Origin of the sequence: Pseudomonas sp. NY15372, assembly GCF_048068215.1 — a bacterium.
GTDB classification, from domain to species: domain Bacteria; phylum Pseudomonadota; class Gammaproteobacteria; order Pseudomonadales; family Pseudomonadaceae; genus Aquipseudomonas; species Aquipseudomonas guariconensis_A.
This window is the reverse complement of the sequence record NZ_JBLUPY010000004.1, coordinates 81347-107531: the sequence shown is the minus strand read 5'-3', so window position 1 is coordinate 107531 and position 26185 is coordinate 81347. Positions and strand designations below refer to the sequence as shown.

The following is a 26185-nucleotide window of genomic DNA, read 5'->3' as shown; positions in this document are numbered from 1 at the left end:
AGGTGATCGATGTGGTGAAGAAGTCGCTGTTCCAATTGCACTGGTTCTTTGGCATCACCGCCGGCCTGGTGCTGGCGCTGATGGGCGTCACCGGCGCGCTCTATTCGTTCCAGGACGAGCTGCTGCGCCTGCTCAACCCGCACACGCTCCAGGTCGAGGTGCGCAAGGAAGGCGTGCTGCCACCGGCCGAACTGGTACGCAGAGTCGAGGCGGCCCAGGGCGACAAGGTGGCGATGCTGTGGGTCGATACCCGTGACGGCAATGCCGCACGCATCTTCTTCACGCCTCCGCCTGGCGAGCGCCGCGGCGAGCTGCGCTATGCCGACCCGTACACGGGCGAGCTCAAGGGCGAAGTGGCCGGGCTGGGCTTCTTCAACCTGATGTTGCAGCTGCACCGCTTCCTGGCCATGGGCGACACCGGCCGGCAGATCACCGGCGCTTGCACCTTGATGTTGATTTTCTTCTGCCTCTCCGGCCTGTACCTGCGCTGGCCGCGGCAGGCTCTGAACTGGCGCACCTGGCTGACCTTCGACTGGGCCAAGAAAGGCCGTGCCTTCAATTGGGACCTGCACGCGGTGGCCGGTACCTGGTGCCTGCTGTTCTACCTGCTGTTCGCCCTTACCGGCCTGTTCTGGTCCTACGAATGGTACCGCGAAGGCCTGAACAAGCTGCTGGCCGACGCACCGGCTGCCGGCCAACAGCACAAACGTGGCGAAGGCCGCGGGCGCCACGGCCCGCAAAAAGTGGACAACAACGCGCCGCCATTGGTGGTCGACTACGACGCGATCTGGGCCAACCTCAAGGACGCCGCAGGCCCCGGCCTGGCCATGTACAACTTGCGTCTGCCACCGGTTGGCGGCCAGCCGGCCAACCTGTTCTACCTCCTGGCCGATGCCGACCACCCACGTGCGTTCAACACCTTGGTGCTGGACCCGGCCACCGGCCAGGTCAAACGCCACGACCGCTACACCGACAAATCCTTCAAGGCCCAGCTGCTGCAGAGCGTCTATGCCCTGCATGTCGGCGAATACTTCGGCCTGCCAGGGCGCATCATCGTCACCCTCGCCAGCCTCACCATGCCGCTGTTCTTCGTCACCGGCTGGCTGTTGTACCTCGATCGCCGCCGCAAGAAACGCCAAGTCCAAGCAGCTCGCGGCAGCGTCGCACCCGCTGCCACGGGCGCAGACGGCTGGCTGATCGGCTTCGCCAGCCAAAGCGGTTTCGCCGAGCAGCTGGCCTGGCAGAGCGCCGGGCAACTGCAGGCGGCTGGCCTGCCGGTGCAGGTGCGCCCGCTGGCCGAGCTGGGCGAGGCCGAACTGCGCCAAGCCAGGCGAGCGTTGTTCGTGGTCAGCACCTTCGGCGACGGCGAAGCGCCCGACAGTGCGCGCACCTTCGAACGCAAGGCCCTGGGCCAGCCGTGGGCGCTGGACAACCTCAGCTATGCGGTACTGGCCCTGGGCGACCGCCAGTATCCGCACTTTTGCGGCTTCGCCCGCAGGCTTCAGGCCTGGCTGGCCGAACGCGGCGCCACCCGCGCCTTCAGCCCGGTGGAAGTGGACAACGCCGACCAGGGCGCGCTGCAACAATGGCAGCGAGAGCTGGCACAACTGACCGGCGCCCAGCCGATCGACGCCTGGCAACCGCAGAGCTTCGCCAACTGGACCCTGCGCCAGCGAACCTTGCTCAACCCTGGCAGCCAGGGCGCGCCGGTCTACCTGCTCGGCCTGCAGCCACAAGCCCCCCAGGCCTGGGAAGCCGGTGACCTGGTGGAGGTGCTGCCGCGCAATGGCCAGCCACGCGTCGATGCCCTGCTTGCCGGCCTGGGCCTGGATGCCGATACGCCCGTCCAACTCGACGGCCTGAGCGAACCGCTCGGGCAGGCCCTGGCCAGCCGCCAATTGCCGAAAAGCCGCGAACACCTGGTGGGCTTGCATGCCCAGGCCCTGGTCGATGCCCTGATCCCCATCACGGCCCGGGAATATTCCATTGCCTCGATCGCCAGCGACGGCGTGCTGGAGCTGATCGTGCGCCAGGAACTGCACCCAGACGGTACCCTGGGCCTGGGCTCGGGTTGGCTGACTGAGTACCTACCCGTGCATGGCAACGTCGGCGTGCGCCTGCGGCGCAACAGCGGGTTCCGCCTACCCGATGCCCCGGCACCGATGATCCTGGTGGGCAACGGCACGGGCCTGGCCGGCCTGCGCAGCCTGCTCAAGGCGCGCATCGCCGAGGGCGAGCAACGCAACTGGCTGCTGTTCGGCGAGCGCAACCGGGCCCATGACCTGTTGTGCGCTGACGAGCTGCACGGGTGGCTGGCCAAGGGAGACCTGCAGCGGCTGGACCTAGCGTTTTCGCGGGACCAGGCGCAGAAGGTGTATGTGCAGGATGTGTTGATGCAGCAGGCCGAGACGCTCAAGCGCTGGGTAGCCGATGGGGCATGCATTTATGTCTGCGGCAGCTTGAAAGGCATGGCAGCCGGTGCAGACGCAGCGCTCAACGGCATCCTCGGGAGTGAAGTGGTACAGCAGCTGATCGAGGATGGGCGGTATCGACGGGATGTGTATTGATCAGGCACCCCTTTCGCGGCACAAGGCCGCTCCTACAGGAGCCCGCGATCCCTTGTAGGAGCGGCCTTGTGCCGCGATGGGCTGCGAAGCAGCCCCTGGGTCTCAATGCAACTCGAAGGTATCGGCATCCAGGTTGGCCGGGAAACGCGCCCGGTAGGCGGCCAGCTCCGCCGCACGCAGCACCACGGTGAACACCCCGTCGGCCTCGCCTGCGCTGAGCAGGCTCTCTCCCTGGAAGTCCAGCACCTGGCTGTCGCCCGAATAGGCAAAGCCCTTGCCATCGGTGCCCACCCGGTTCACCGCCGCCACGAAGCACAGGTTCTCGATGCCCCGCGCCGGCAACAGCCGGTTCCAGTGCTGGCGACGCGCGGCCGGCCAGTTGGCGGTATACAGCAGCAGGTCGGTATCCTGTGCGTCGCGGCTCCACACCGGGAAGCGCAGGTCGTAGCAGATCAGCGGGCGCACCCGCCAGCCCTTGAGTTCGAACTGCACCTGGCGCTCGCCTGGGGTGTAGTGCTTGTGCTCGCCGGCCATGCGGAACAGGTGGCGCTTGTCGTAGTGCAGGATCTCGCCATCGGGCCGGGCCCAGAGCAGGCGGTTGCGGTGGCTGCCATCAGCGGCCTGGATGATCACGCTACCGGTGATCACCACGTCATGCTTTTTCGCCTGGGCCTTGAGCCACTTGTAGGTCGGGCCGTTCTCAGGTTCGGCCAGGCGCTCCGACTCCATGGAAAAACCCGTGGTGAACATCTCGGGAAGAATCACCAGGTCCGCACCCTCGACCTGCGCCAGCAGTTCCTCGAAGTGGGCGTAGTTGGCCTCGCGGTCATGCCAGGCCAACGTCGTCTGTACCAGGGCGACTTTCAGGTTGGGCAGTTCACTCAGATCGCGCATAGTCTTTCCGCCGCCTGACGCAGCGTCTCCTCGCGTTTGGCAAAGCACAGGCGTACCAGGCGTTGCTCGGGAATGGGTTGCTGGTAGAACACCGAAACCGGGATGGTGGCCACGCCATGCTCACGGGTCAGCCACAGGGACATCTCGACGTCACCCAGGTCCGGGCGGATCTGCGAATAGTCCACCAGTTGGAAATAAGTGCCCGGCGTGCGGGTGAAGTTGAAACGCGAGCCCTGCAGCAGGTCGCAGAACAGGTCGCGCTTGGCCTGGTAGAAGCCCGGCAGCTCGTCGAGGTGCTCCGGGTGTTCGGCCATGAAGTCGGCCAGGGCACACTGCAAGGGGGTCACGCCGCAGAAGTTGACGTACTGGTGGACCTTGCGCAGCTCGACGCTCAATGCTGGCGGTGCGACCACATAGCCGGTCTTCCAACCGGTGACATGGTAGGTCTTGCCGAACGAACTGATCACGAACGCCCGGGCATACAGCTGCTCATGGGCCAGCACGCTGGCATGGCGCACCCCGTCGTAGACCAAGTGCTCGTAGACCTCGTCACTGACCAGGTAGATATCCCGGCCTTCGATCAGCCGCGCCAGTTGGTCCAGGTCCTCGCGGCTGATCAGCGCGCCACTGGGGTTGTGCGGTGAATTGAGGATGACCATGCGCGTGCGCGGGGTCAGGGCCTCGCTGAACTTTTGCCAGTCGATACGAAAATCGCCGTCGGTGAGCTGCACATGCACGCAGCGGCCACCGGCCAGCTCAACGGACGGCTCGTAGCTGTCGTAGGAGGGGTCGAAGACGATCACCTCGTCGCCAGCCTGGATCACCGCCTGGATGGCGCAGAAGATTGCCTCGGTGGCTCCGGGGGTGATGGTCACTTCCTGGTCGGCATCGACCTTGGCGCCATAGAGGCGGGCGATCTTGGCCGCCACCTGCTGGCGCAACGCCGGCAGGCCGGTCATCGGCGAATACTGGTTGTGCCCTGCCAGCACATGGCGGCAGACGGCATCGAGCAGCGCCTGGGGCGCGTCGAAGTCGGGGAAGCCCTGGGAGAGATTGAGCGCACCGGTCTGCACTGCCAACTGCGACATGGTGGTGAAGATGGTCGTGCCGACGTTCGGCAATTTGCTGCGGATCATGACGCCCTCTTTCCTGAACACTGCATTCGGCACGGGGTAGAGGCCGAGCATAGCGGATCGAGCGGTCAGGAAAAAGGTTGAAACAATATGGGACAGTGCTAGGCCCCAGGGGCGCTTCGCCCCCCTTTCGCGGCACAAGGCCGCTCCTACAGCGATCGCGTGACCTGTGTAGGAACGGCCTTGTGCCGCGAAAGGGCCGCACAGCGGCCCCAGTGCGGTGGCCTAGGTTTACTTGCGCTTGTCCTTGCGCTTCTTCTCGGCCTTCTTGTGGTGCGACATCAGGCGGCGCTTCTTGTTGACCTGGCGGTCGGTGAGGGTGTTCTTCTTGCCCTCGAACGGGTTGTCGCTGCCCTTGTACTCGATGCGGATCGGCGTGCCGACCAGCTTGAGCACCCGGCGGTAGGTGTTTTCCAGGTAGCGCGAGTAGGACCGTGGGATCTTGTCGGTCTGGTTGCCGTGGATCACGATCAGCGGCGGGTTCGCGCCACCGAGGTGGGCATAGCGCAGCTTGATCCGGCGGCCGTTGACCATCGGCGGCTGGTGCTCGCTGATGGCGTCCTCGAGGATCTGGGTCAGGCGGCTGGTCGGCCAACGGGTGACCGCCGACTTGAACGCGGCCTGCACCGACTTGTACAGGTGGCCCACGCCGGTGCCGTGCAGAGCGGAGATGAAGTGGATGTCGGCGAAGTCGACGAAGAACAGCCGGCGTTCCAACTCGGTCTTGACGTAGTCGCGCTCGCCCGGCTCCATGCCGTCCCACTTGTTCAAGGCGATGACGATGGCGCGGCCCGCCTCCAGGGCGAAGCCCAGCAGGTTCAAATCATGGTCGACCACGCCTTCGCGGGCGTCCATGACGAAGATCACCACGTTGGCGTCCTTGATCGCCTGCAGCGTCTTGACCACCGAGAACTTCTCGACTTCCTCGTGGATCTTGCCGCGCTTGCGCACCCCGGCGGTGTCGATGAAGGTGTACTTCTCGTCATCGCGCTCGAACGGGATGTAGATACTGTCGCGGGTGGTGCCCGGCTGGTCGTACACCACCACGCGCTCTTCGCCGAGCATGCGGTTGACCAGGGTCGACTTGCCGACGTTGGGGCGGCCAATGATGGCGATCTTGATGCCATCCTTCTCGCTCGGGCCAGGGATGCGCGTGGCCTCCTCGCCTTCGGCGACTTCCTCGTCGAGGGCTTCCTCGACCTTGTCGCGCGGGATATGGCCGAGCACGGCTTCCATCAGCGCGTTGATACCGCGTCCCTGGGAGCCGGCCACCGGAATGGCGTTGCCCATGCCCAAGGGCGAGAACTCGGCGCGGGCGACGTCCGCATCGATGTTGTCGATCTTGTTGGCGACCAGGATGGCTTCCTTGTTCCGCTTGCGCAGATGCTCGGCGATCATCTGGTCGGCGGCAGTCATGCCGGCGCGGGCGTCTACCAGGAATAGGACATAGTCGGCTTCCTCGATGGCCATCAGCGACTGCTCGGCCATCTTCTCGTCCATGCCCACTTCGTCACCGGTGATACCCCCGGTGTCGATCAGGATGTAGGAACGACCCTGCCAAGTGGCATCGCCGTACTGGCGGTCACGGGTCAGGCCCGACAGGTCACCGACGATGGCATCGCGGGTCTTGGTCAGGCGGTTGAACATGGTGGACTTGCCGACGTTCGGCCGTCCCACCAGGGCGATTACGGGAACCATGCGGCTCTCCACTCTTGAATTCTTGAAAATGCAAAGGCCGCTGCAAGGCAGCGGCCGGAGTTCGTGCGGCGCGTCGTGCGCCGCCGCTCGAGACCGAATGCGATCTCAAGCTTAGCTTCAGCGGATGGTCAATGCCTCGAGCTTGCCGCTGTTGCCGAAGACATAGATGGTGTCGCCGACCACCAGGGGCCGGGCGCGCAGGCCATCGCTGTCGATCTTCTCGCGGCCGACGAAGCGGCCATCGACCTGGCTGAGCAAGTGCAGGTAGCCTTCGAAGTCGCCCACCGCCACGTAGCTGGAGAACACCTCCGGTGCCGACAGCTGGCGGCGCGCCATGGCGTCGTTGCTCCACAGCGCGGTGGACGAACGCTCGTCGATACTCTCGACGGTACCCGACGCCTCGCTGACGTAGACGTTGCCGAAGCCCTGGGCGACACCCACGTAGCTCGACGCATCGCGTTGCCACATGACACGGCCGCTTTCCAGGTCCAGGCCGGCGACGCGGCCTTGGTAGGTGCTCACATAGAGGGTGCCACCGGACAGCAACAGGCCGCCGTCGATGTCGACCACGCGGTCCAGCTCGGAACGGCCCTGCGGGATGGCCACGCGGCTTTCCCACACCGGCACGCCGTTGCGGATATCCACGGCGATAACCTTGCCCGAGGACAGGCCGGCAACGGCCAGGCGGTTGGTCACGATCGGCGCACCAGTGCCGCGCAGGGTCAGCACGGCCGGGGTGTTCTCGTAGATCCACAGGCGGTCGCCGGTCGCGGCATCCAGGCCGATCAGGCGATCGTCCTGGGTCTGCACGACAACCACGTCGCCATTGTTGGCCGGTGGTGCCAGCACTTCGCTGGTCACCTGCGAACGCCAGCGCTCTTCACCGGTGCTGGCATCCAGGGCGATCACTTCCCCCTTGAGGGTGCCGAGCATGACCAGGCCGTAGCCAACGCCCACAGCGCCGGAGACCGGCAGGTCCAGGTCCTGCTTCCACACCACGTCGCCGTTGAGGCGGTCCAGGGCCATGACCCGGCCGTTGACGTCCGAGGCGTAGATACGGTCGTTCTCGATGGCCGGCACCAGGGTGTTGTAGGTCTCGCCCTGGCCGTCGCCGATCGAGCGGCTCCACTGTTTCTTGAGCACCACTTCCTCGGTGAACTTGGTCAGTTCGGCCGGGGGCAGTTCCTTCTTGCTGTTGCTGCTGCAACCTGCGGCCAGTACGGCCAGGGTCAGCACTGCTGCTTGTTTCCAACCGATCACGTCAGGCGTCCCCTTTGGCCAGGTCATCCAGCTTCAGTTGCAGGCCACCGATCGCGGCGTCGTCAGACAGCGCGGCCTTGGCTTTTTCATAGGCACCGTGGGCATCGTCGGCGCGACCCAGCTGAACCAGCAGGTCGCCCTTGAGCTCTTCGCGGCTGGCCTGGAAGGCCTTGTCGGTATCGCCATCGAGCAGCTTCAGGGCCTCTTCGGCCTTGTCCTGGGCAGCCAGGACGCGGGCCAGGCGCTGGCGCGAGATCTCGCCCAGGGTGGCGTCGGCTGGCTTGTCCATCACGCTCTTGAGCTCGGCGGCGGCATCGTCCAGCTTGCCGCTCTCGACCGCGACCTTGGCCACGAAGAGGCTGCCGTACTGGGCGTAGGCCGAACCACCGAACTCGCTCTTGAGCTTGCCGGACAGCTCGGCGACCTTGGTCGCGTCAGGTTGGCCGCTCGGCGTCAGGCTGGTTTCCAGCAGTGCCTGGTACAACGCCGAGGCACCCTGGGACTGGTTGGTCTGGTATTTCTGCCAGGTCTGCCAGCCCATCACCACCGCGGCGGCCAGCAGGGCACCGGTCAGCAGCGGCTTGCCGTTGCGGTTCCACCAGTCCTTGGCTGCGGCCAGGCCTTCATCATCGGTACTCGACACCCCAATACTCCTTTTCAGCAATTCGGCTGGTTGGTCCGCTTCACGCCTGGGCGAGAGCGGCTTGCAGATGCTCGGCCAGAGCATCCCAGGCAATGTTCTGTTGTTCGCCCTGGCCACGCAGGGGCTTGACGCCGACCACGCGCTGCGCGAGCTCGTCGTCACCGAGGATCAGGGCGAACAGCGCCCCGCTCTTGTCGGCCTTCTTGAACTGGCTCTTGAAGCTGCCGCCACCGGCGTTGACTGCCAGGCGCAGGCCCGACAGGCGATCGCGCAGGGCTTCGGACAGGCGCAGGCCAGCGAGTTCGGCCTGCTCGCCGAAGGCGCACAGGTACACGTCGATCTGACGGCTGATGGACTCGGGGACCTTGCCCAGGGTCTCGAGCAGCAGGATCAGGCGCTCGATGCCCATGGCGAAGCCCACGCCCGGGGTCGGCTTGCCGCCCATCTGCTCAACCAGGCCGTCGTAGCGGCCACCGGCGCAGACGGTGCCCTGGGCGCCGAGCTTTTCGGTGACCCACTCGAACACGGTCTTGCTGTAGTAGTCCAGGCCACGAACCAGCTTGGTGTTGATCACGAACGGAATGCCAGCGGCGTCCAGGCGGGCCTTGAGGCCCTCGAAGTGCACGCGGGACTCTTCGTCCAGATAGTCCTCGAGCTTCGGTGCGTCGACCAGTACCGCCTGGGTACCCTGGTCCTTGCTGTCGAGGATGCGCAGCGGGTTGCTCTTGAGGCGGCGCTGGCTGTCTTCGTCCAGTTGCTCGAGGCGAGCCGACAGGAATTCGACCAGCGCGTCGCGGTAGCGCGCGCGGGCTTCGCTGGTGCCCAGGCTATTGAGCTCGAGCTTGACCGCATCCTGGATGCCCAGCAGGCCCCACAGGCGCCAGGTCAGCATGATCAGTTCGGCATCGACGTCCGGCCCTTCCAGGTTGAACACTTCGACGCCGATCTGGTGGAACTGGCGGTAGCGGCCTTTCTGCGGGCGCTCGTGGCGGAACATCTGGCCGATGTACCAGAGCTTCTGCACCTGGCCGTTGCCGGTGATGCCATGCTCGAGCACGGCGCGCACGCAGGCTGCAGTGCCTTCGGGGCGCAGGGTCAGCGAGTCGCCGTTGCGGTCCTCGAAGGTGTACATCTCTTTTTCGACGATGTCGGTGACTTCACCGATGGAGCGCTTGAACAGCTCGGTGAACTCGACGATCGGCGTGCGGATCTGGCTGTAGCCGTAGGTGTCCAGCAGGCCGGCCACGGTGCCCTCGAAGTAGCGCCACAGCGGCGACTGCTCGGGCAGGATGTCGTTCATGCCACGGATGGCTTGCAGCGATTTGCTCACGGAAAATCCTTACGAATCTGGGTATCAGCCACGGGCGATCAGCGCCGCGTCGGCCTCGGCCTTTTCGGCCGCTTTCTGGCGGATGAGTTTTTCCAGCTCATCGACCAGGTTGTCATTGGTCAGCTTCTGCGACGGCTTGCCATCGATGTAGACCAGGTTCGGCGTGCCGCCGGTCAGGCCCACATGGGACTCCTTGGCTTCGCCCGGGCCGTTGACCACGCAGCCGATCACGGCCACATCCATCGGTACCAACAGGTCTTCCAGGCGCCCTTCCAGCTCGTTCATGGTCTTGACCACATCGAAGTTCTGCCGCGAGCAGCTCGGGCAGGCGATGAAGTTGATGCCACGCGAGCGCAGGTGCAGCGACTTGAGAATGTCGTAGCCGACCTTCACTTCCTCGACCGGGTCGGCAGCCAGGGAAATGCGGATGGTATCGCCGATGCCTTCGGCCAGCAGCATACCGAGGCCGACGGCGGATTTCACCGTCCCCGAACGCAGGCCACCGGCTTCGGTGATGCCCAGGTGCAGGGGCTGGACGATCTGCTTGGCCAGCAGGCGGTAGGCTTCGACGGCCATGAACACGTCGGAGGCCTTGACGCTCACCTTGAAGTCCTGGAAGTCCAGGCGGTCGAGGTGCTCGACGTGGCGCAGGGCAGATTCCACCAGTGCAGCCGGGGTCGGCTCGCCGTATTTCTTTTGCAGGTCCTTTTCCAGGGAGCCGGCGTTGACACCGATGCGGATCGGGATGCCGCGGTCACGGGCAGCATCGACCACCGCGCGCACGCGGTCTTCGCGGCCGATGTTGCCCGGGTTGATGCGCAGGCAGTCGACGCCCAACTCGGCCACGCGCAGGGCAATGCGGTAGTCGAAGTGGATGTCGGCAACCAGCGGTACGCTGACCTGCTGCTTGATACGGCCGAACGCCTCGGCGGCGTCCATGTCCGGCACCGAGACGCGGACGATATCGACACCGGCATCGACCAGGCGCTGGATCTGCGCCACGGTGGCCGCGACATCATTGGTGTCGGTGTTGGTCATGCTCTGCACCGCGATGGGGGCATCACCGCCCACCGGCACATTGCCGACCCAGATCTTCCGGGATTCGCGACGTTTGATCGGAGATTCGCCGTGCATGACTTACTGTCCCAACTTCAGGCGAGCGGTCTCGCCACTGGTGAACGGAGCTACGTCGACCGCCTGGCCGTTGTAGCTGACCTGGGCGCCGCGGGCGAAGCCCAGGCGCACTGCGAACGGCGGCTTGCCGCTCAGGTCAAGGCTGTCGCCCTTACGCTTGATGGCGCTGAACAGCACCTTGCCGTTGCCGTCGGTGACCTGGGTCCAGCAATCGGCGGTGAACTGGATCTGTACCTTGCCGCTGCCGGCGGGGATTTCTGCCGGGGTGACCTGAGTGTTGGCGGCGGCAGTGGCAACGGGTGCAACCGGGGTTGCCGGGGCAACGGGCGCGGCAGCAGCTGGCGCGGTGGCGACGGGCGCGACCGGGGTAGCCGGTGGCGTCGAGGCCGCCGGGGCTGCAGGTTCGGCCGGGGCTACTGCAGGCACGGCAGGCACGGCAGGCGCAGGCGTGGTGGCAGGCGCAGGCGTTTCGACCGGCGTTTCGCTGGCGCTGCCTGCCTCTGTCGCAGCGGCGTTCTCAGCCTGCTCCAGCGGCAGCGCAGCGGCTTCAGGCTGCTGGCCTGCGGTCACGGCCTGGTCTTCCGGCTCATCCAGCGGGTGGATCTGGGTGGTGCCGTCGGCGCTCTCGACCTCGACGTGCTCCAGGGCCATCTTGGCCAGGTCCTTGCCGCGCAGGCTGTTCTGGTCCTGCCACCAGAAGAAGCCGCCGCCGACCACGACCACCAGCAGCAACAGGCTGACACCGCGCAGAATATTGTGGGAAAGACGCACCGGCTCTTCGATGCGGCCCAGCGAATGGACCTCGCTGCCCTTGGCATGGGTGCCGGTGTATTGGTCGAAGGCCTCGACCAGCGGTGCCTGGTCCATGTCCATCAGCTTGGCGTAGGCACGGATATAGCCGCGGGCGAAGGTATGCCCCGGCAGCTTGTCGAAGGCGCCGTTTTCCAGGTTGTTCAACGAACTGACCGTGAGGTTGAGCTTGCGGGCCACCTCGGCTTGCGACCACGCCCGGTTCTCGCGGGCCTGGCGCAAGACCTCACCGGGATTCTGGCGAGTCGCTGCTGCTACTTCGGGGTGCGCGGCTTTCATCGTTGCTCCGACAGGTATTGCTGATATTCCGGCGTACCGGGATAAAGTCGTTGTAGTTGCTGGCCCAGCTCGGCCACGGTGCCAGGCTCATCCAGGGCCCTGGCAAGGCGGCTGCCCAACAGCAGGCTCCGGGCGTTCGCGTCGCTCAGCTGGCTGAAACGATCGTAGTAGTCCCGGGCCGGCACATAATGCCTGTTTTCGTAGGACAACTCAGCCATTTCCAGCAACGCTTTCGGTTGCCGCGGGTCGAGTTGCAGAGCCTTGCCCAGGTACTCGCGTGCCTGGTCGCGACGCTCGAGCTTCAGGGCGACCAGGCCGAGGTTCTCGTAGACCCGCGAGCGCTCAGGATACAGGGTATCGGCCGCGGCTTGGCGAAACATCTGCTGGGCCTGGCGAAATTGCCCCTGAGCATAAAGGAAACTGCCGTAATTGTTGCGAATTCGTGTATCGCTCGGGCGGGCCGACAGGGCCTTGCGAAAGTGCGTCTCGGCCAGGGTCGGCTCGCCTTCGGCCTGGAATACCAGGGCCAGGGCGGCGTGGGCATCGGCGTCATTACCGTCGAGGGCCAGGGCCTTGATCAGCGGCGCCTTGGCCTGCCCGGTCAAACCTTGTTGCAAATAACCCAGGCCCAACTGCACGTAGGCCCGCCCTGCGTCCGCCCGCCCCTGGCGACTGGCCAGTGGGTCAACCGCACCACCGGACACGCAGCCGGCCAGCAGCGTAAGCGTCAGGATCGACAGCGCAGTGCGCAGGGTCATGGCCGGGTCCTGTCAGTGGCGCACGGCGTTGTCTTGGAGCTCCGCCTCGGCGTTCAACTGACGCACGGCGATGTAGCGCTCGCTACGACGGGTACGGTCCATGACCTGGCCCACCAACTGGCCACAGGCAGCGTCGATGTCTTCGCCGCGGGTGGTACGGGTGGTGACGTTGAAACCACCGTGGTGCAGCAGGTCCTGGAAACGACGGATAGCGTTGTTGCTCGGCCGTTCGTAGCCCGAATGCGGGAACGGGTTGAACGGGATCAGGTTGATCTTGCACGGCACGTCGCGCAGCAGCTCGATCATCTGGGCCGCATGCTCGGGCTGGTCGTTGACGTCCTTGAGCAGAGTGTACTCGACGGTCAGCACGCGCTTGCCCCCGAGGGTGGACATGTAGCGCATGCAGGAGTCCAGCAGGACCTTGAGCGGGTATTTCTTGTTGATCGGAACCAGCTGGTTACGCAGCTCGTCGTTCGGTGCGTGCAGCGACAGCGCAAGCGACACGTCGATGTGCTTGGCCAGTTCGTCGATCATCGGCACCACGCCCGAGGTGGACAGCGTGACGCGGCGCTTGGAAATGCCATAGCCCAGATCTTCCATCATGATCTTCATGGCGGCGATGACATTGTCGAAATTCAAAAGCGGTTCGCCCATGCCCATCATGACCACGTTGGTGATGGCGCGGTCGATCTTGGCCGGGACGGTACCGAAGGATTTGTTGGCAAGCCACACCTGGCCGATCACTTCGGCGGCGGTGAGGTTGCTGTTGAAGCCCTGCTTGCCGGTGGAGCAGAAACTGCAGTCCAGGGCGCAGCCAGCTTGCGACGAGACGCACAGGGTGCCGCGGTCGTCGGTGGGGATGTAGACGGTCTCGACGCAGCTGCCGGAGGCAACGCGGACCACCCACTTGCGGGTACCGTCGGCGGAAATGTCTTCGCTGACCACCTCCGGGCCCCGAATCTCGGCAACGGCCTCGAGCTTTTCGCGCAAGGCCTTGCCGACATTGGTCATGGCGGCGAAATCATCGACGCCAAAGTGGTGAATCCATTTCATGACCTGACCGGCACGAAAACGCTTCTCTCCGATGGACTCGAAGAATTTTTCCATTTCCTGCAGGGTCAGGCCCAACAGGTTGATCTTGCCAGTCATGTCACTCATGGAATCACCCAAGACCTGCTTCGCTTAGCGAATGCGGTCGCACAGCTCGGTAGCGGAGAAGAAGTAAGCGATTTCGCGGGCAGCCGAAGCTTCCGAGTCGGAACCGTGAACAGCGTTCTCGTCGATGGAAACGGCGAAGTCGGCGCGGATGGTGCCGGCAGCAGCTTCTTTCGGGTTGGTGGCGCCCATCAGCTCACGGTTGGCCAGGACGGCGTTTTCGCCTTCCAGAACCTGAACGATGACCGGGCCGGAAGTCATGAAGGCAACCAGGTCGGCGAAGAAGCCGCGCTCTTTGTGCTCAGCGTAGAAGCCTTCGGCCTCGGCCTTGGACAGTTGCTTCATCTTCGAAGCGACGACGCGCAGGCCGGCTTTTTCGAAGCGAGTGGTGATCTCGCCGATGACGTTCTTGGCAACGGCGTCAGGCTTGATGATGGAGAAGGTACGTTGAACAGCCATGGATAACTCCAAAATTGAGTGTTGCGAAAAATTAAACCCGCGAATTATACGCGGGTTCCAGGGGATTGCCTAACCTGCAGGTGACGCTCAGTCGGCTTCTTCGATCCAGGCCGCCTGGATGGCCTCGAGCACTTTCTCACCGCCACGTGACGGATCGTCGCTGAATTCTGGCAAGGCCAGCACCCAGCGGTGCAAATCGACGAAATTCACATAACGAGGATCGACCTCCGGCTTGCTTTGCGCAAGCTGGATGGCGATCTCAAGTACATCAATCCATTTCAGGCTCATGCTGGAACCTCAGTGCGGCGCTTCGGCGGCGTGGTTGAGCGAGTATTTGGGGATTTCGATCGTCAGGTCTTCATCGCCGACGATCACCTGGCAGGCCAGGCGCGATTGCGCTTCCAGGCCCCAGGCCTTGTCCAGCATATCCTCTTCCAGCTCATCGGCCTCTTCCAGCGAGTCGAAACCCTCGCGGACGATGCAGTGGCAGGTGGTGCAGGCGCAAACGCCACCGCAGGCGCTTTCCATCTCGATGTGATGCTCGTGGGCCAATTCCAGGATGTTGGTGCCTGGCTCCACCTCTACCACCAGCCCATCCGGGCAGAACTTCTCGTGCGGCAGGAAAATCACCTGGGGCATCGGTTACTCCTCGATCTCATTCAGGTTGCGCCCGGCCAGTGCGGCTTTGACCGTCGAATCAAGGCGACGGGCGGCAAAAGCATCGGTCACCTGCGACAGACGCTTGGTCTGCTGCTCGATGGCCGCGCCATCGGTGCCGGTGAGCAAATCACGCAATTCTTGCATCTGGAACTCGATCGCCTCGCGCTCCTCGGCACTGAGCAAACGCTCGCCATCGGCATCCAGGGCGCCCTGCACCGCCTCGAGCAGCCGCTCGCCGTCCACCTGGTGCTCGCGCAGCTGGCGCGCCTGCTTGTCGGAGCCGGCATGCTCGAAGGAGTCCTTGAGCATGCGGGCGATTTCGCCATCGGTCAGGCCGTAGGACGGCTTGACCTGGATGCTCGATTCCACGCCCGAGCCCAGTTCGCGGGCCGACACGCTGAGCAGGCCGTCGGCATCGACCTGGAAGGTGACGCGGATCTTCGCAGCACCAGCGACCATGGCTGGAATGCCGCGCAGTTCGAAACGCGCCAGGGAACGGCAGTCGCTGATCAGCTCGCGCTCGCCCTGCAGGACGTGGATCATCATGGCCGACTGGCCATCTTTATAAGTGGTGAACTCCTGGGCGCGGGCCACCGGGATGGTGGTATTGCGCGGGATCACCTTTTCCATCAGCCCGCCCATGGTCTCGAGCCCCAGGGACAGCGGGATGACGTCCAGCAACAACAATTCGCCACCCTCGCGGCGGTTGCCGGCCAACGTATCGGCCTGGATCGCGGCGCCGATGGCTACCACCTGGTCCGGGTCGATCGAGGTCAGCGGGGTACGGCCGAACAGCCCACCTACCGCCTCCCGTACACGCGGGACGCGGGTGGAGCCGCCAACCATCACCACGGCGCCGACCTCTTCGAGCTCGACGCCGCTGTCGCGAACGGCGCGGCGGCAGGCCTTCAGGCTGCGGGCGATCAAGGGCTCGATCAGGGCCTCGAAACCGGCACGGGTCAGCTCGCCCTGCCAGGCGCCGTGGCGCACGCTGACCACGTCGGCGTCGGTCAGGGCTTCCTTGGCGGCGCAGGCGGCCTGCAGCAGTTGGCGTTGGGCGGAGGGGTCGAGGTCGGACGACAGCCCGGCCTGCTCGACGATCCAGCCGGCGATGGCGTGGTCGAAGTCGTCGCCGCCCAGGGCGGTGTCGCCACCGGTGGCCAGTACTTCGAACACGCCCGCGGTCAGGCGCAGAATGGAAATGTCGAACGTGCCGCCACCCAGGTCATAGATGGCCACCACACCTTCGGCTTTCTCGTCCAGGCCATAAGCAACGGCGGCCGCGGTCGGCTCGTTGAGCAGGCGCAACACGTTGAGGCCGGCCAGGCGCGCGGCGTCCTTGGTAGCTTGGCGCTGGGCGTCGTCGAAATAGGCCGGCACGGTGATCACCGCACCCACCAGCTCGCCACCGAGCGTTTCCTCGGCACGCTGGCGCAACACCTTGAGGATGTCGGCGGACACTTCCACCGGGCTCTTTGGCCCCTGGACGGTGTCGATGAACGGCATGTGCGACTCGCCACCGACGAAGCGGTACGGCAGCTGCTCGCCCAGTTGCTTGACATCGGCCAGGCCACGCCCCATCAGGCGCTTGACCGACAGGACGGTATTCAGCGGGTCGCTGGAGGCCGCCTCGCGGGCAGCCAGGCCTACGTCGATGCCGCTGTCGAGGTAACGTACCGCCGAAGGCAGAATGACATTACCTTGTGCATCGGGCAGCGGCTCGCTGCGACCGCTGCGCACGGCAGCGACCAGGGAATTGGTGGTGCCCAGGTCAATCCCCACCGCCAGGCGGCGCTGGTGTGGCTGGGGGCTTTGACCGGGTTCGGCGATCTGCAGTAGGGCCATGCTTATCTGAGTACCTTAGGCGTCGTCACGTGCAACGCCGGGGTTAATCGTCGAGGCGCTCTTCGAGTTGGCGCACTTCCTGGGCGAGCTTGTCGAGAAACTGCATGCGGCGCATCAGGCGCTCTGCCCTGTCACGCTCGGCAGCCACATCCCAGCAGGCGGCGAAATCCTCGTTCAACGTCTCCTGGGCGGCTTTCAGGCGCTTCTTGAAGACAGCGACACCGTCGAGGTCGGCTTCGTCCTGCAGCTCTTCGAGCTCTTCGCGCCACTGCATCTGCTGCAGCAGGAAGTCCGGGTCGTGGACGGTGATTTCCTGGGGCACTTCGTGGCCACCGATGGCCAGCAGGTAGCGGGCACGCCGCGGGGCGCTGCGCAGGGTCTGATAGGCCTCGTTGAGAGCCGCGGACTTCTCCAACGCGAGACGCTGTTCGCGCTCGGAGGCATCGGCGAAGCGGTCCGGATGGACCTCACGGGCCAGCTCGCGATAGCGCGTGGCCAGCTTGTCGAGGTCCAGGCGGAAACCGGGCTGCAGGTCAAACAGGGCGAAATGGCAAGGAGTACCCACGTCAAGCCTCAGACATTGAAGCTTTCGCCGCAGCCACATTCACCGCGCACGTTGGGGTTGTTGAACTTGAAGCCTTCGTTCAACCCTTCCTTGACGAAGTCCAGCTCGGTGCCGTCGAGGTAGACCAGGCTCTTGGGGTCGATGATGACCTTCACGCCGTGGTTCTCGAAGACTTGGTCTTCGGCCGCCACTTCATCGACGAACTCCAACACGTAGGCCAGGCCCGAGCAGCCGGTGGTGCGCACGCCCAGGCGAATGCCCTCGCCCTTGCCGCGCCCTTCGAGGGAACGCCGCACGTGGTTGGCGGCGGCTTCTGTCATGCTGATAGCCATCGGAACTCTTTCCTCAACTTCAGTTAGCGCACAAGCGTCTTAGACCAAGCCTTTCTTCTGCTTGTAGTCGCGCACAGCAGCCTTGATGGCATCTTCGGCGAGTACCGAGCAGTGGATCTTGACCGGCGGCAACGCCAGTTCTTCGGCCAACTGGGTGTTCTTGATGGTCTCGGCTTCGTCCAGGGTCTTGCCCTTCATCCACTCGGTGGCCAGGGAGCTGGAGGCAATGGCCGAGCCACAGCCGTAGGTCTTGAACTTGGCATCTTCGATGATGCCCTGCTCGTTGACCTTGATCTGCAGGCGCATGACGTCGCCGCAGGCCGGCGCGCCGACCATGCCGGTACCGACATCCGGGTCGTCGGCGTTCATCTTGCCGACGTTGCGCGGGTTTTCGTAGTGGTCGATGACCTTTTCACTGTATGCCATGGTGCAATTCCTTCCTCATCAGGGAGCCGCTCTTGCTGGCGACTGCTTAGTGGGCGGCCCACTCGATCTTGGAGATGTCGACGCCGTCTTTGTACATGTCCCACAGCGGCGACAATTCGCGCAGTTTGTTCACCGCCTCGCAGACTTTCTGCGCGGCGTAATCGACTTCTTCCTCGGTGGTGAAGCGGCCGAAGGAGAAGCGGATCGAGCTGTGCGCCAGCTCGTCGTTGCGGCCCAGGGCGCGCAGCACGTAGGACGGCTCGAGCGAAGCGGAGGTGCAGGCCGAGCCGGACGATACGGCGATGTCCTTGAGCGACATCAGCAGCGACTCGCCTTCGACGTAGTTGAAGCTCAGGTTCAGGTTGTGCGGCACGCGGGCAGTGCGGCTGCCGTTGACGTACAGCTCTTCGAGGTTGGAAACCTGTTCGAAGAAGCGGTCGCTCAGGGCCTTGATGCGCACGTTCTCGGCGGCCATTTCCTGCTTGGCGATGGCGAAGGCCTCGCCCATGCCGACGATCTGGTGGGTCGGCAGGGTGCCCGAACGCATACCGCGCTCATGGCCACCGCCGTGGATGATGGCTTCCAGGCGTACGCGCGGCTTGCGGCTGACGTACAGCGCGCCGATGCCTTTCGGGCCATAGACCTTGTGCGCCGAGAACGACATCAGGTCGACCTTCAGCTTCTGCAGGTCGATCTCGACCTTGCCGGCGGACTGGGCGGCATCGACGTGGAACAGCACGCCGCGCGAGCGGGTCAGTTCACCGATGGCGGCAATGTCGTTGATCGAGCCGACTTCGTTGTTCACGTGCATCAGCGAGACCAGGATGGTGTCTTCGCGCAGGGCCGCCTCGACCATGGCCGGGGTGACGATGCCGTCTTCGCCGGGCTCGAGGTAGGTGACTTCGAAACCTTCGCGCTCGAGCTGGCGAGCGGTGTCCAGGACCGCCTTGTGCTCGATCTTGGAGGTGATGATGTGCTTGCCCTTGGTCTGATAGAAGTGCGCCACGCCCTTGAGGGCGAGGTTGTCGGACTCGGTGGCACCGCTGGTCCAGACGATCTCGCGCGGGTCGGCGTTGATCAGCTCGGCAACCTGGCGACGACCGTTTTCGACGGCTTCCTCGGCCTTCCAGCCGAACACGTGGGAACGCGAGGCCGGGTTACCGAAGTTCCCGTCGACCAGCAGGCAGTCGGCCATCTTCTGGGCGACGCGCGGATCGACCGGAGTGGTCGCGGAGTAATCGAGGTAGATCGGCAACTTCATTGGGTATCTCCTATCAGGCGGTGGCGTCGCTCGTCGCTGCTATCAGTCGACGGCGGACGTCTCAATCTTGTCCATCCGGGCGGTACGGCCCGAGACGCGGCGCAGGTCCTGGCGATGGGCGACTTCCTGCACCTCGCGGCGCTCGACCAGATCGGCCAGGCTGATGCCGCTGAGGAACTCGTGGATCTGCTGGCTGAGGTCGCACCACAAGTGGTGGGTCAGGCAGGTGTCGCCGGCGTGACAGTCCCCCAGGCCCTGGCAACGGGTGGCATCGACCGATTCGTTGACCGCGTCGATGACCTGGGCCACCTGGATGGTTTCCATGCCACGCGACAGCTGGTAGCCACCGCCCGGACCGCGCACGCTGGAAACCAGGCTGCCACGGCGCAGCTTGGCGAACAGCTGTTCCAGATAGGAAAGGGAAATGCCCTGGCGCTCGGAAATGTCGGCCAAAGACACCGGCCCATGCTGCGCATGCAACGCCAGGTCAAGCATGGCGGTCACGGCATATCGGCCTTTGGTAGTCAGTCGCATGGCTATTGGGTACCACGGGAGTTACAGGATGTGTGCGAGTATGCGATTCCCGAGCATTTAAGTCAACTATTAGACCTAGTGCTTTAGTCGGGTATGCATCGGGGAGGCGGGCGCGAGTCTAACAGACCAGGGGCGTGAGCACACGCCCCATATCTCACCGCGCCGTAATCAATGCGCCTGGGTGTCGCTCTGCGCGGCTTGCTTGACCTCGACGAAGTCTTCCTCGGGCAGTGCCGGCAGTTCCTTGCCGCAATAGTCGCTGCCCAGCTTGGTCAACGCACCGCACATGCCCTCGAGCCGTTCGTCGACCGCCTGCAGGTGGTCGAGCATCTGGCCGATGGCGCGGGCCACCGGGTCGGGCATGTCGCCACTGACGCCGTAGGCATCGAAGCCGATCTTCTCGGCCATGGCCTTGCGCTTGGCCTCGACCTCGTTATCTTCGGCCTTGACGATGATCCGCCCGGGGATCCCCACCGCCGTGGCACCGGCAGGCACCGCCTTGGTCACCACGGCGTTGGAACCGATCTTGGCCCCGGCACCGACGGTGAACGGGCCGAGAACCTTGGCCCCGGCACCGACCACCACGCCGTTTTCCAAGGTCGGGTGGCGCTTGCCTTTGTTCCAGCTGGTGCCGCCCAAGGTCACGCCCTGGTACAGGGTGACGTCGTCACCGATCTCGGCGGTCTCGCCGATGACGATGCCCATGCCGTGGTCGATGAAGAAGCGCCGACCGATGGTGGCACCGGGATGGATCTCGATGCCGGTCAGCCAGCGACCGAAATTCGACACCAGGCGCGCCAGCCACTTGAAGTCACGCACCCACAGGGCATGGCCCAGGCGGTGCAGCCAGATGGCATGCATGCCCGGGTAGCAGGTCAGCACCTCGAAGGCATTGCGCGCCGCCGGGTCGCGATGGAATACGCTTTGGATATCTTCGCGCAGACGTTCGAACATCTTTTTCTAGTCCTTCCGCTTATGCGGCTCGCCCCGTGCGACTTTCTGGGTCTCGGTGAGGATGCCGCGCAAAATGCTCATTTCCGAACGATTGACCGAGCTGCGCCCATAGAGCCGACGCAGGCGCGGCATCAGGTGCTTGGGCTTCTCCGGGTCAAGGAAGCCGATCTGCACCAGGGTTTTTTCCAGGTGCTCGTAGAACAGCTCCATCTCGTCCATGGTCGCCAGCTCGCCGCTGCGCAGCGAGTTGGCCTCGAACTTCTCGACCTTCGTCGGCGCGCCCTCGGCCGCCAGCCAGGCCATGCGCACCTCGTAGGAGAGCACCTGGACCGCCGCGGCGAGGTTCAGCGAACTGAAGTCGGGGTTCGAAGGAATGTGCACGTGGAAGTGACATCGCTGCAGCTCTTCGTTGGTCAGCCCGGCGTGCTCGCGACCGAACACGAGGGCGATCTCCTCACCGGCGCCGGCGTGCTCGACAACCTTGGCACCGCATTCGCGGGGGTCGAGCAACGGCCAGGGAATGCTACGCTCGCGGGCACTGGTGCCGATCGCCAGGCTGCAGCCGACCAATGCCTCTTCGAGGCTGTCGACCACCTGGGCGTTGTCCAGCACATCGTCTGCGCCGGATGCGCGCGCCGTGGCATCCACGGCAGGGAAATCCAGAGGCTGGACCAGCACCAGGCGCGACAGGCCCATGTTTTTCATGGCACGCGCAGCGCCGCCGATATTGCCGGGGTGGCTGGTATTGACCAGAACAACACGAATATTCTGCAACAAGGTGTTGAGCTCACGGATGTGGATAACGGGGCAAACGATCTTACAGAAGCGACGGACGTAACGCCACGAAAGCACATGTCACCCTTCTGCCGAAGCAGATTTCTGATAGACTATGCGGCTTTCCTCTTTAACATCCCAGGTGAAACGCCCATGCAGCCTATGCTGAATATCGCCCTGCGCGCCGCTCGCAGCGCCAGTGAATTGATTTTCCGCTCCATCGAACGCCTGGACAGCATCAAAGTCGACGAGAAAGAAGCCAAGGACTACGTGTCCGAGGTTGACCGCGCCGCCGAGCAGACCATCGTCAACGCCCTGCGCAAGGCCTACCCGAACCACTCCATACAGGGTGAAGAAACCGGCCTGCACGCCGGTACCGGTGAAGAAGGCAAGGACTACCTGTGGATCATCGATCCACTGGACGGCACCACCAACTTCCTGCGTGGCGTTCCTCACTTTGCGGTCAGCATCGCCTGCAAATACCGTGGCCGCCTCGAGCACGCCGTCATCGTCGACCCGGTTCGCCAGGAAGAATTCACCGCCAGCCGCGGTCGCGGCGCCCAGCTCAACGGCCGTCGCCTGCGCGTCAGCTCGCGCACCAGCCTGGAAGGCGCCCTGCTGGGTACCGGCTTCCCGTTCCGTGACAACCAGATGGCCGACCTGGACAACTACCTGGGCATGTTCCGCGCACTGACCGGCCAGACTGCCGGCATCCGCCGCGCCGGCGCCGCCAGCCTGGACCTGGCCTACGTCGCTGCCGGCCGCTTCGACGCCTTCTGGGAGTCGGGCCTGTCCGAGTGGGACATGGCTGCAGGCGTGCTGCTGATCCAGGAAGCCGGTGGCCTGGTGAGCGACTTCAATGGTGGCCACGACTTCCTCGAGAAGGGTCACATCGTCGCTGGCAACATCAAGTGCTTCAAGGCCGTGCTGACGGCCATCCAGCCGCACCTGCCCGAGTACATGAAGCGCTAAGCGCTGCGTACAGGCACAAAAGTTAAGCCTTATCGGCTGCAGTTGGGGCTGCTACGCAGCCCATCGCCGGCAAGCCGGCTCCCACAAGTGATGCGTCAGCCTTGAGGACAGCACTGTCTCTCTGGGAGGGCCGCACTGTCGCGCAGAGAACAAGCGGCTAGCGCCGCCCCTGTGGGAGCCGGCTTGCCGGCGATGGGCGCGGCATTACCCTGCGCCGCTCCTACAACGGCAGATTGAGGCTTTACTGCCCGGCCTGGTTCTCGCTCAGGACCAGGTTACCGTTCTTGTCCAGCGGAATGGTCGAACCCGGCTCATGGTTCATCTTCACTCGGCCAACCTTGTCGCCAATGGAGTAGGTGACGTTGTAGCCGACCACCTTCTCGCTCAGGTCATTGACCGTGTTGCAGCGGGTTTGCGTCGTGGTATAGGTGTCACGCTCCTGCATGCCCTCCTGCACCTTGTTGCCGGCGTAACCACCACCCACGGCACCGGCCACGGTGGCAATCTTCTTGCCGGTGCCGCCGCCGATCTGGTTGCCCAGCAAACCACCTGCGATCGCACCGACCACGGTACCTGCGATCTGGTGCTGGTCCTTCACCGGCGCCTGGCGCGTCACGGTGACGTCCTTGCACACCTGGCGCGGGGTCTTGATGGTTTCCTTGATGGGCTGCACGTCCGTAACCTGGGCGTACTCCGGCCCTTTGTTCACCAAGCTGTAGGTTGCGACAGCACCTCCGGCGGTCACACCGACAGCACCCAGCACCGCACCCACAAGCATTGATTTATTCACGTGAACCTCCTGATCGTACCCGCGGCGTCAGCCGCCTTCTCCCAGCCTTGGAGCATAAAAAAAGGCGCGAGTTCAATACCCGCGCCTTTCTTCACGCCAAACGGCAGCCTGCAACAGCTTACGGACGGTCGTCCTCACCCTCGGCCTTGACCGGCGGGATAAGGTCTTCGCTGCTCAGGTTCAGCCAGATCAGCACCACGTTAGCGATGTAGATCGACGAGTAGGTACCGGCCATGACGCCAATGAACAGCGCCAGGGAGAAGCCGAACAGGTTGTCGCCGCCGAAGAACAGCAGCGCAGCGATGGCCAGCAAGGTCGACACCGAGGTGGCCACGGTGCGCAGCAAGGTCTGGGTGGTCGAGACGTTGATGTTCTCGATCAGCGACGCCTTGCGCATCACGCGGAAGTTCTCACGCACCCGGTCGAACACCACGATGGTGTCGTTGAGCGAATAGCCGATGATCGCCAGGACCGCCGCCAGCACCGTCAGGTCGAAGGTGATCTGGAAGAACGACAGGATACCCAGGGTGACCACCACGTCGTGGATCAGCGAGATGATGGCACCGACCGCGAACTTCCACTGGAAGCGGAAGGCCAGGTAGACCAGAATGCCGCCCAGGGCCAGCAGCATGCCCAAGCCACCTTGGTCGCGCAGCTCCTCACCCACCTGCGGGCCGACGAACTCGACGCGCTTGACCGTGGCCGGGTTGTCGCCACCGGCCTTCTGCAGGGCCGCGGCAACGCGGTTGCCCAGCTGTGGGTCGTCGCCGGGCATGCGCACCAGCAGGTCGGTGGTGGCGCCGAAGCTCTGCACCACGGCCTCGTCGAAGCCGGACTGGACCAGCTCGGCACGCACGGCCTTGAGGTCGGCCGGGCGCTCGTAGGTCAGCTCGATGAGCGTACCGCCGGTGAAGTCCAGGCCGAAGTTCAGGCCCTTGTGCCACCAGCTGAACAGCGCCAGGACGGTGAGGAGCACGGTAATGGCGAACGCGACATTGCGCACGCCCATGAAGTTGATGGTTTTCATCGCAGCTCCCTCAAACCCACAGCTTCTTGATGTCACGCCCGCCGCAGGTCAGGTTGACCAGTGCACGGGTCACCATGACGGCGGTGAACATCGAGGTGAAAATCCCGAGGGACATGGTGACCGCGAAGCCCTTGACCGGGCCGGTACCCATGGCGAACAGGATGCCGCCGACCAGCAAAGTGGTCAGGTTGGCATCGACGATCGCCGAGTAGGCGCGGTTGAAGCCCTCGTGGATGGCACGCTGCACCGACATACCGGCGGCGATCTCTTCACGGATACGCGAGAAGATCAGCACGTTGGCGTCCACCGCCATACCCATGGTCAACACGATACCGGCGATACCCGGCAGGGTCAGGGTGGCGCCCAGCAACGACATCAGCGCCAGCAGCAGGACCATGTTGCCCGCCAGGGCGATGGTGGCCAGCACGCCGAAGGCGCGGTAGATGGCGATGATGAACAGCGAGACGAACAGCATGCCCCACAGGGACGCGTCGATACCCTTGGTGATGTTGTCGGCACCCAGGCTCGGGCCGATGGTACGTTCTTCTGCGAAGTACATCGGCGCGGCCAGGCCACCGGCACGCAGCAGCAGGGCAAGCTCGGACGATTCGCCCTGGCCGTTCAGGCCGGTGATGCGGAACTGGCTGCCCAGCGGCGACTGGATGGTCGCCAGGCTGATGATCTTCTTCTCTTCCTTGAAGGTCTGGATCGCCACGTCCTTCTCGACGCCGTCGACAACCTGCTTCTCGTAGCGGGTCATCGGCTTCTGCTCGATGAAGATCACTGCCATGCTGCGGCCGACGTTGCTGCGGGTGGCGCGGCTCATCAGCTCGCCACCGTGGCCGTCGAGGCGAATGTTGACCTGCGGGCGGCCATGCTCGTCGAAGCTGGCCTGGGCGTCGGTCACCTGGTCACCGGTGATGATCAGGCCACGCTCGACCGCGGCGGAACGGCCGCCTTCGCGGAACTCGAAGACCTCGGTGGTGGCCTTGGAGGCGCCCGGCTCGGCACCGAAGCGGAACTCCAGGTTGGCGGTCTTGCCCAGGATACGCTTGGCTTCGGCGGTGTCCTGCACGCCCGGCAACTCGACCACGATACGGTTGGCGCCCTGGCGCTGGACCAGCGGCTCGGCCACGCCCAGCTCGTTGACCCGGTTGCGCACGGTGGTCAGGTTCTGCTTGATCGAGTATTCGCGGATCTCGGTCACTTTCGCCGGGGTCAGCGCCAGACGCAGCACGGCGAGCTCGTTACGCTCGGTGGTGGTCAGGTCGAAATCATTGAAATTCTTGCGGATCAGGCTGCGGGCCTGCTCGCGGGTGGCATCGTCGGCGAAGCCCAGCATGATGCCGCCGTCCTGCTGAGGCAGGCTGCGGTAGCGGACGCGCTCTTTGCGCAGCAAGGTCTTGACCTCGCCTTCGTAGACTTTCATGCGGGCGCTCATGGCCTTGTCCATGTCCACTTCCAGCAGGAAGTGCACACCACCGGACAGGTCCAGGCCCAGCTTCATCGGGCTCGCGCCCAGGTTGCGCAGCCATTGCGGGGTGGTCTGGGCCAGGTTCAGGGCCACGACGTAATCATCGCCCAATGCCTTGCGCACCACATCCTTGGCCGGGAGCTGGTCTTCCTGGTTGGTCAGGCGCACCAGCGCACTGCCCTTCTCGCCCAGGCTGCCGCCCTTGACGGCAATACCGGCATCGGTCAGCGCCTTGGTGGCGCGGTCCAGGTCGGCCTGACCCACATGCAGCGCGGAGCTCGCACCGCTGATCTGCACCGCCGGGTCATCCGGGTAGAGGTTGGGAGCGGAATAAATAAAGCCGATCGCCAGCACAGCCAGGATCAGCAGGTATTTCCACAGAGGGTATTTGTTCAGCATCACGCCGCCCGTTCAAGACGCGGGGCGCGTTGCGCGCCCCGACTGGAAAAGA

26 protein-coding genes are annotated in these 26185 nt (G+C 64.4%); 2 read left to right on the top strand and 24 right to left on the bottom strand.

What is annotated here, in order from left to right; all coding sequences use genetic code 11:
• The first annotated feature begins 11 nt into the window (after positions 1–11).
• Positions 12–2567: a PepSY domain-containing protein gene (locus ACNFG0_RS05020; protein ID WP_416764143.1), complete on the top strand. Its 2556-nt coding sequence runs from the start codon at positions 12–14 to the stop codon at positions 2565–2567.
• A 102-nt stretch (positions 2568–2669) separates the two neighbouring features.
• Here ACNFG0_RS05020 and ACNFG0_RS05015 read toward each other — a convergent pair whose 3' ends face one another.
• The 21 genes from ACNFG0_RS05015 to trmJ all read right to left on the bottom strand — a co-directional run bounded on the left by ACNFG0_RS05015 (position 2670) and on the right by trmJ (position 21474).
• Positions 2670–3461 (bottom strand): amidohydrolase, encoded by a 792-nt coding sequence (locus ACNFG0_RS05015; protein ID WP_196143643.1) that lies wholly within the window; start codon positions 3459–3461, stop codon positions 2670–2672.
• Complete coding sequence (locus tag ACNFG0_RS05010; protein WP_196143644.1) at positions 3449–4597, bottom strand: pyridoxal phosphate-dependent aminotransferase; 1149 nt, start codon at positions 4595–4597, stop codon at positions 3449–3451. Before ACNFG0_RS05010 ends, ACNFG0_RS05015 begins: the two co-directional genes overlap by 13 nt.
• Before the next feature lie 228 nt (positions 4598–4825).
• Positions 4826–6292 carry a ribosome biogenesis GTPase Der gene (gene der, locus ACNFG0_RS05005; RefSeq protein WP_196143645.1) on the bottom strand — a complete coding sequence of 489 codons (1467 nt, stop codon included), beginning with the start codon at positions 6290–6292 and terminating at the stop codon, positions 4826–4828.
• Positions 6293–6409: 117 nt separating this feature from the next.
• Positions 6410–7552, bottom strand: coding sequence for an outer membrane protein assembly factor BamB (gene bamB, locus ACNFG0_RS05000; RefSeq protein WP_196143646.1), 1143 nt, complete (start codon positions 7550–7552; stop codon positions 6410–6412).
• A 1-nt stretch (position 7553) separates the two neighbouring features.
• Positions 7554–8195 (bottom strand): tetratricopeptide repeat protein, encoded by a 642-nt coding sequence (locus ACNFG0_RS04995; RefSeq protein WP_196143647.1) that lies wholly within the window; start codon positions 8193–8195, stop codon positions 7554–7556.
• A 40-nt stretch (positions 8196–8235) separates the two neighbouring features.
• Complete coding sequence (gene hisS, locus ACNFG0_RS04990) at positions 8236–9525, bottom strand: histidine--tRNA ligase (protein WP_416764142.1); 1290 nt, start codon at positions 9523–9525, stop codon at positions 8236–8238.
• A 24-nt stretch (positions 9526–9549) separates the two neighbouring features.
• A complete protein-coding gene (gene ispG / locus ACNFG0_RS04985; protein ID WP_084854595.1) occupies positions 9550–10659 on the bottom strand; it encodes a flavodoxin-dependent (E)-4-hydroxy-3-methylbut-2-enyl-diphosphate synthase in 1110 nt (369 codons plus the stop codon).
• Positions 10660–10662: 3 nt separating this feature from the next.
• A complete protein-coding gene (locus ACNFG0_RS04980) occupies positions 10663–11748 on the bottom strand; it encodes a RodZ domain-containing protein (protein ID WP_416764141.1) in 1086 nt (361 codons plus the stop codon).
• The gene (gene pilW, locus ACNFG0_RS04975) at positions 11745–12506 is read right to left on the bottom strand and encodes a type IV pilus biogenesis/stability protein PilW (protein ID WP_416764140.1); all 762 of its coding nucleotides are present in this window, start codon (positions 12504–12506) and stop codon (positions 11745–11747) included. The genes ACNFG0_RS04980 and pilW overlap by 4 nt, the downstream gene beginning before the upstream one ends.
• A gap of 12 nt (positions 12507–12518) precedes the next feature.
• Entirely contained in the window at positions 12519–13664 is a 1146-nt protein-coding gene (rlmN, locus tag ACNFG0_RS04970; protein WP_196143651.1) for a 23S rRNA (adenine(2503)-C(2))-methyltransferase RlmN, read from the bottom strand.
• A 24-nt stretch (positions 13665–13688) separates the two neighbouring features.
• Positions 13689–14120, bottom strand: coding sequence for a nucleoside-diphosphate kinase (gene ndk, locus ACNFG0_RS04965; RefSeq protein ID WP_023382208.1), 432 nt, complete (start codon positions 14118–14120; stop codon positions 13689–13691).
• Positions 14121–14207: 87 nt separating this feature from the next.
• The gene (iscX, locus tag ACNFG0_RS04960; RefSeq protein ID WP_196143652.1) at positions 14208–14408 is read right to left on the bottom strand and encodes a Fe-S cluster assembly protein IscX; all 201 of its coding nucleotides are present in this window, start codon (positions 14406–14408) and stop codon (positions 14208–14210) included.
• Between the two features lie 9 nt (positions 14409–14417).
• Complete coding sequence (fdx, locus tag ACNFG0_RS04955; protein WP_134689986.1) at positions 14418–14759, bottom strand: ISC system 2Fe-2S type ferredoxin; 342 nt, start codon at positions 14757–14759, stop codon at positions 14418–14420.
• Between the two features lie 3 nt (positions 14760–14762).
• A complete protein-coding gene (hscA, locus tag ACNFG0_RS04950; RefSeq protein WP_196143653.1) occupies positions 14763–16625 on the bottom strand; it encodes a Fe-S protein assembly chaperone HscA in 1863 nt (620 codons plus the stop codon).
• Positions 16626–16668: 43 nt separating this feature from the next.
• The gene (hscB, locus tag ACNFG0_RS04945; protein ID WP_416764139.1) at positions 16669–17190 is read right to left on the bottom strand and encodes a co-chaperone HscB; all 522 of its coding nucleotides are present in this window, start codon (positions 17188–17190) and stop codon (positions 16669–16671) included.
• An 8-nt stretch (positions 17191–17198) separates the two neighbouring features.
• Complete coding sequence (gene iscA / locus ACNFG0_RS04940; protein WP_084858488.1) at positions 17199–17522, bottom strand: iron-sulfur cluster assembly protein IscA; 324 nt, start codon at positions 17520–17522, stop codon at positions 17199–17201.
• 39 nt (positions 17523–17561) lie between these two features.
• Positions 17562–17948 carry a Fe-S cluster assembly scaffold IscU gene (iscU, locus tag ACNFG0_RS04935; RefSeq protein ID WP_084858489.1) on the bottom strand — a complete coding sequence of 129 codons (387 nt, stop codon included), beginning with the start codon at positions 17946–17948 and terminating at the stop codon, positions 17562–17564.
• Positions 17949–17994: 46 nt separating this feature from the next.
• A complete protein-coding gene (locus tag ACNFG0_RS04930; protein WP_084858490.1) occupies positions 17995–19209 on the bottom strand; it encodes an IscS subfamily cysteine desulfurase in 1215 nt (404 codons plus the stop codon).
• Between the two features lie 42 nt (positions 19210–19251).
• A complete protein-coding gene (gene iscR / locus ACNFG0_RS04925; RefSeq protein WP_084858491.1) occupies positions 19252–19743 on the bottom strand; it encodes a Fe-S cluster assembly transcriptional regulator IscR in 492 nt (163 codons plus the stop codon).
• Positions 19744–19911: 168 nt separating this feature from the next.
• Positions 19912–20697, bottom strand: a complete 786-nt coding sequence (gene cysE, locus ACNFG0_RS04920) for a serine O-acetyltransferase (RefSeq protein WP_416764138.1) — start codon at positions 20695–20697, stop codon at positions 19912–19914.
• 6 nt (positions 20698–20703) lie between these two features.
• Entirely contained in the window at positions 20704–21474 is a 771-nt protein-coding gene (gene trmJ / locus ACNFG0_RS04915) for a tRNA (cytosine(32)/uridine(32)-2'-O)-methyltransferase TrmJ (protein WP_196143656.1), read from the bottom strand.
• Between the two features lie 150 nt (positions 21475–21624).
• Here trmJ and suhB point away from each other — a divergent pair, with 150 nt between their 5' ends.
• Positions 21625–22443: an inositol-phosphate phosphatase gene (suhB, locus tag ACNFG0_RS04910; protein ID WP_196143657.1), complete on the top strand. Its 819-nt coding sequence runs from the start codon at positions 21625–21627 to the stop codon at positions 22441–22443.
• 241 nt (positions 22444–22684) lie between these two features.
• Here the strand turns inward: suhB and ACNFG0_RS04905 are convergent, their stop codons facing one another.
• The 3 genes from ACNFG0_RS04905 to secD form a co-directional block, all read right to left on the bottom strand.
• A complete protein-coding gene (locus ACNFG0_RS04905) occupies positions 22685–23233 on the bottom strand; it encodes a glycine zipper 2TM domain-containing protein (protein WP_196143658.1) in 549 nt (182 codons plus the stop codon).
• Between the two features lie 118 nt (positions 23234–23351).
• The gene (gene secF, locus ACNFG0_RS04900) at positions 23352–24260 is read right to left on the bottom strand and encodes a protein translocase subunit SecF (RefSeq protein ID WP_196143659.1); all 909 of its coding nucleotides are present in this window, start codon (positions 24258–24260) and stop codon (positions 23352–23354) included.
• Between the two features lie 10 nt (positions 24261–24270).
• Positions 24271–26133, bottom strand: coding sequence for a protein translocase subunit SecD (secD, locus tag ACNFG0_RS04895; protein ID WP_196143660.1), 1863 nt, complete (start codon positions 26131–26133; stop codon positions 24271–24273).
• Positions 26134–26185: the final 52 nt, after the last annotated feature.

What these genes read in the sequence shown, in the direction of transcription:
- ACNFG0_RS05015 (WP_196143643.1), bottom strand. Translation starts at nt 3,461, where the DNA reads ATGCGCGATCTGAGTGAACTGCCCAACCTGAAAGTCGCCCTGGTACAG.
- secD (WP_196143660.1), bottom strand. Translation starts at nt 26,133, where the DNA reads ATGCTGAACAAATACCCTCTGTGGAAATACCTGCTGATCCTGGCTGTG.
- der (WP_196143645.1), bottom strand. Translation starts at nt 6,292, where the DNA reads ATGGTTCCCGTAATCGCCCTGGTGGGACGGCCGAACGTCGGCAAGTCC.
- cysE (WP_416764138.1), bottom strand. Translation starts at nt 20,697, where the DNA reads ATGTTCGAACGTCTGCGCGAAGATATCCAAAGCGTATTCCATCGCGAC.
- ACNFG0_RS04980 (WP_416764141.1), bottom strand. Translation starts at nt 11,748, where the DNA reads ATGAAAGCCGCGCACCCCGAAGTAGCAGCAGCGACTCGCCAGAATCCC.
- iscA (WP_084858488.1), bottom strand. Translation starts at nt 17,522, where the DNA reads ATGGCTATCAGCATGACAGAAGCCGCCGCCAACCACGTGCGGCGTTCC.
- iscR (WP_084858491.1), bottom strand. Translation starts at nt 19,743, where the DNA reads ATGCGACTGACTACCAAAGGCCGATATGCCGTGACCGCCATGCTTGAC.
- iscU (WP_084858489.1), bottom strand. Translation starts at nt 17,948, where the DNA reads ATGGCATACAGTGAAAAGGTCATCGACCACTACGAAAACCCGCGCAAC.
- ACNFG0_RS05010 (WP_196143644.1), bottom strand. Translation starts at nt 4,597, where the DNA reads ATGATCCGCAGCAAATTGCCGAACGTCGGCACGACCATCTTCACCACC.
- iscX (WP_196143652.1), bottom strand. Translation starts at nt 14,408, where the DNA reads ATGAGCCTGAAATGGATTGATGTACTTGAGATCGCCATCCAGCTTGCG.
- ndk (WP_023382208.1), bottom strand. Translation starts at nt 14,120, where the DNA reads ATGGCTGTTCAACGTACCTTCTCCATCATCAAGCCTGACGCCGTTGCC.
- hscA (WP_196143653.1), bottom strand. Translation starts at nt 16,625, where the DNA reads ATGGCCCTACTGCAGATCGCCGAACCCGGTCAAAGCCCCCAGCCACAC.
- suhB (WP_196143657.1), top strand. Translation starts at nt 21,625, where the DNA reads ATGCAGCCTATGCTGAATATCGCCCTGCGCGCCGCTCGCAGCGCCAGT.
- secF (WP_196143659.1), bottom strand. Translation starts at nt 24,260, where the DNA reads ATGAAAACCATCAACTTCATGGGCGTGCGCAATGTCGCGTTCGCCATT.
- rlmN (WP_196143651.1), bottom strand. Translation starts at nt 13,664, where the DNA reads ATGAGTGACATGACTGGCAAGATCAACCTGTTGGGCCTGACCCTGCAG.
- pilW (WP_416764140.1), bottom strand. Translation starts at nt 12,506, where the DNA reads ATGACCCTGCGCACTGCGCTGTCGATCCTGACGCTTACGCTGCTGGCC.
- fdx (WP_134689986.1), bottom strand. Translation starts at nt 14,759, where the DNA reads ATGCCCCAGGTGATTTTCCTGCCGCACGAGAAGTTCTGCCCGGATGGG.
- ACNFG0_RS04930 (WP_084858490.1), bottom strand. Translation starts at nt 19,209, where the DNA reads ATGAAGTTGCCGATCTACCTCGATTACTCCGCGACCACTCCGGTCGAT.
- ispG (WP_084854595.1), bottom strand. Translation starts at nt 10,659, where the DNA reads ATGCACGGCGAATCTCCGATCAAACGTCGCGAATCCCGGAAGATCTGG.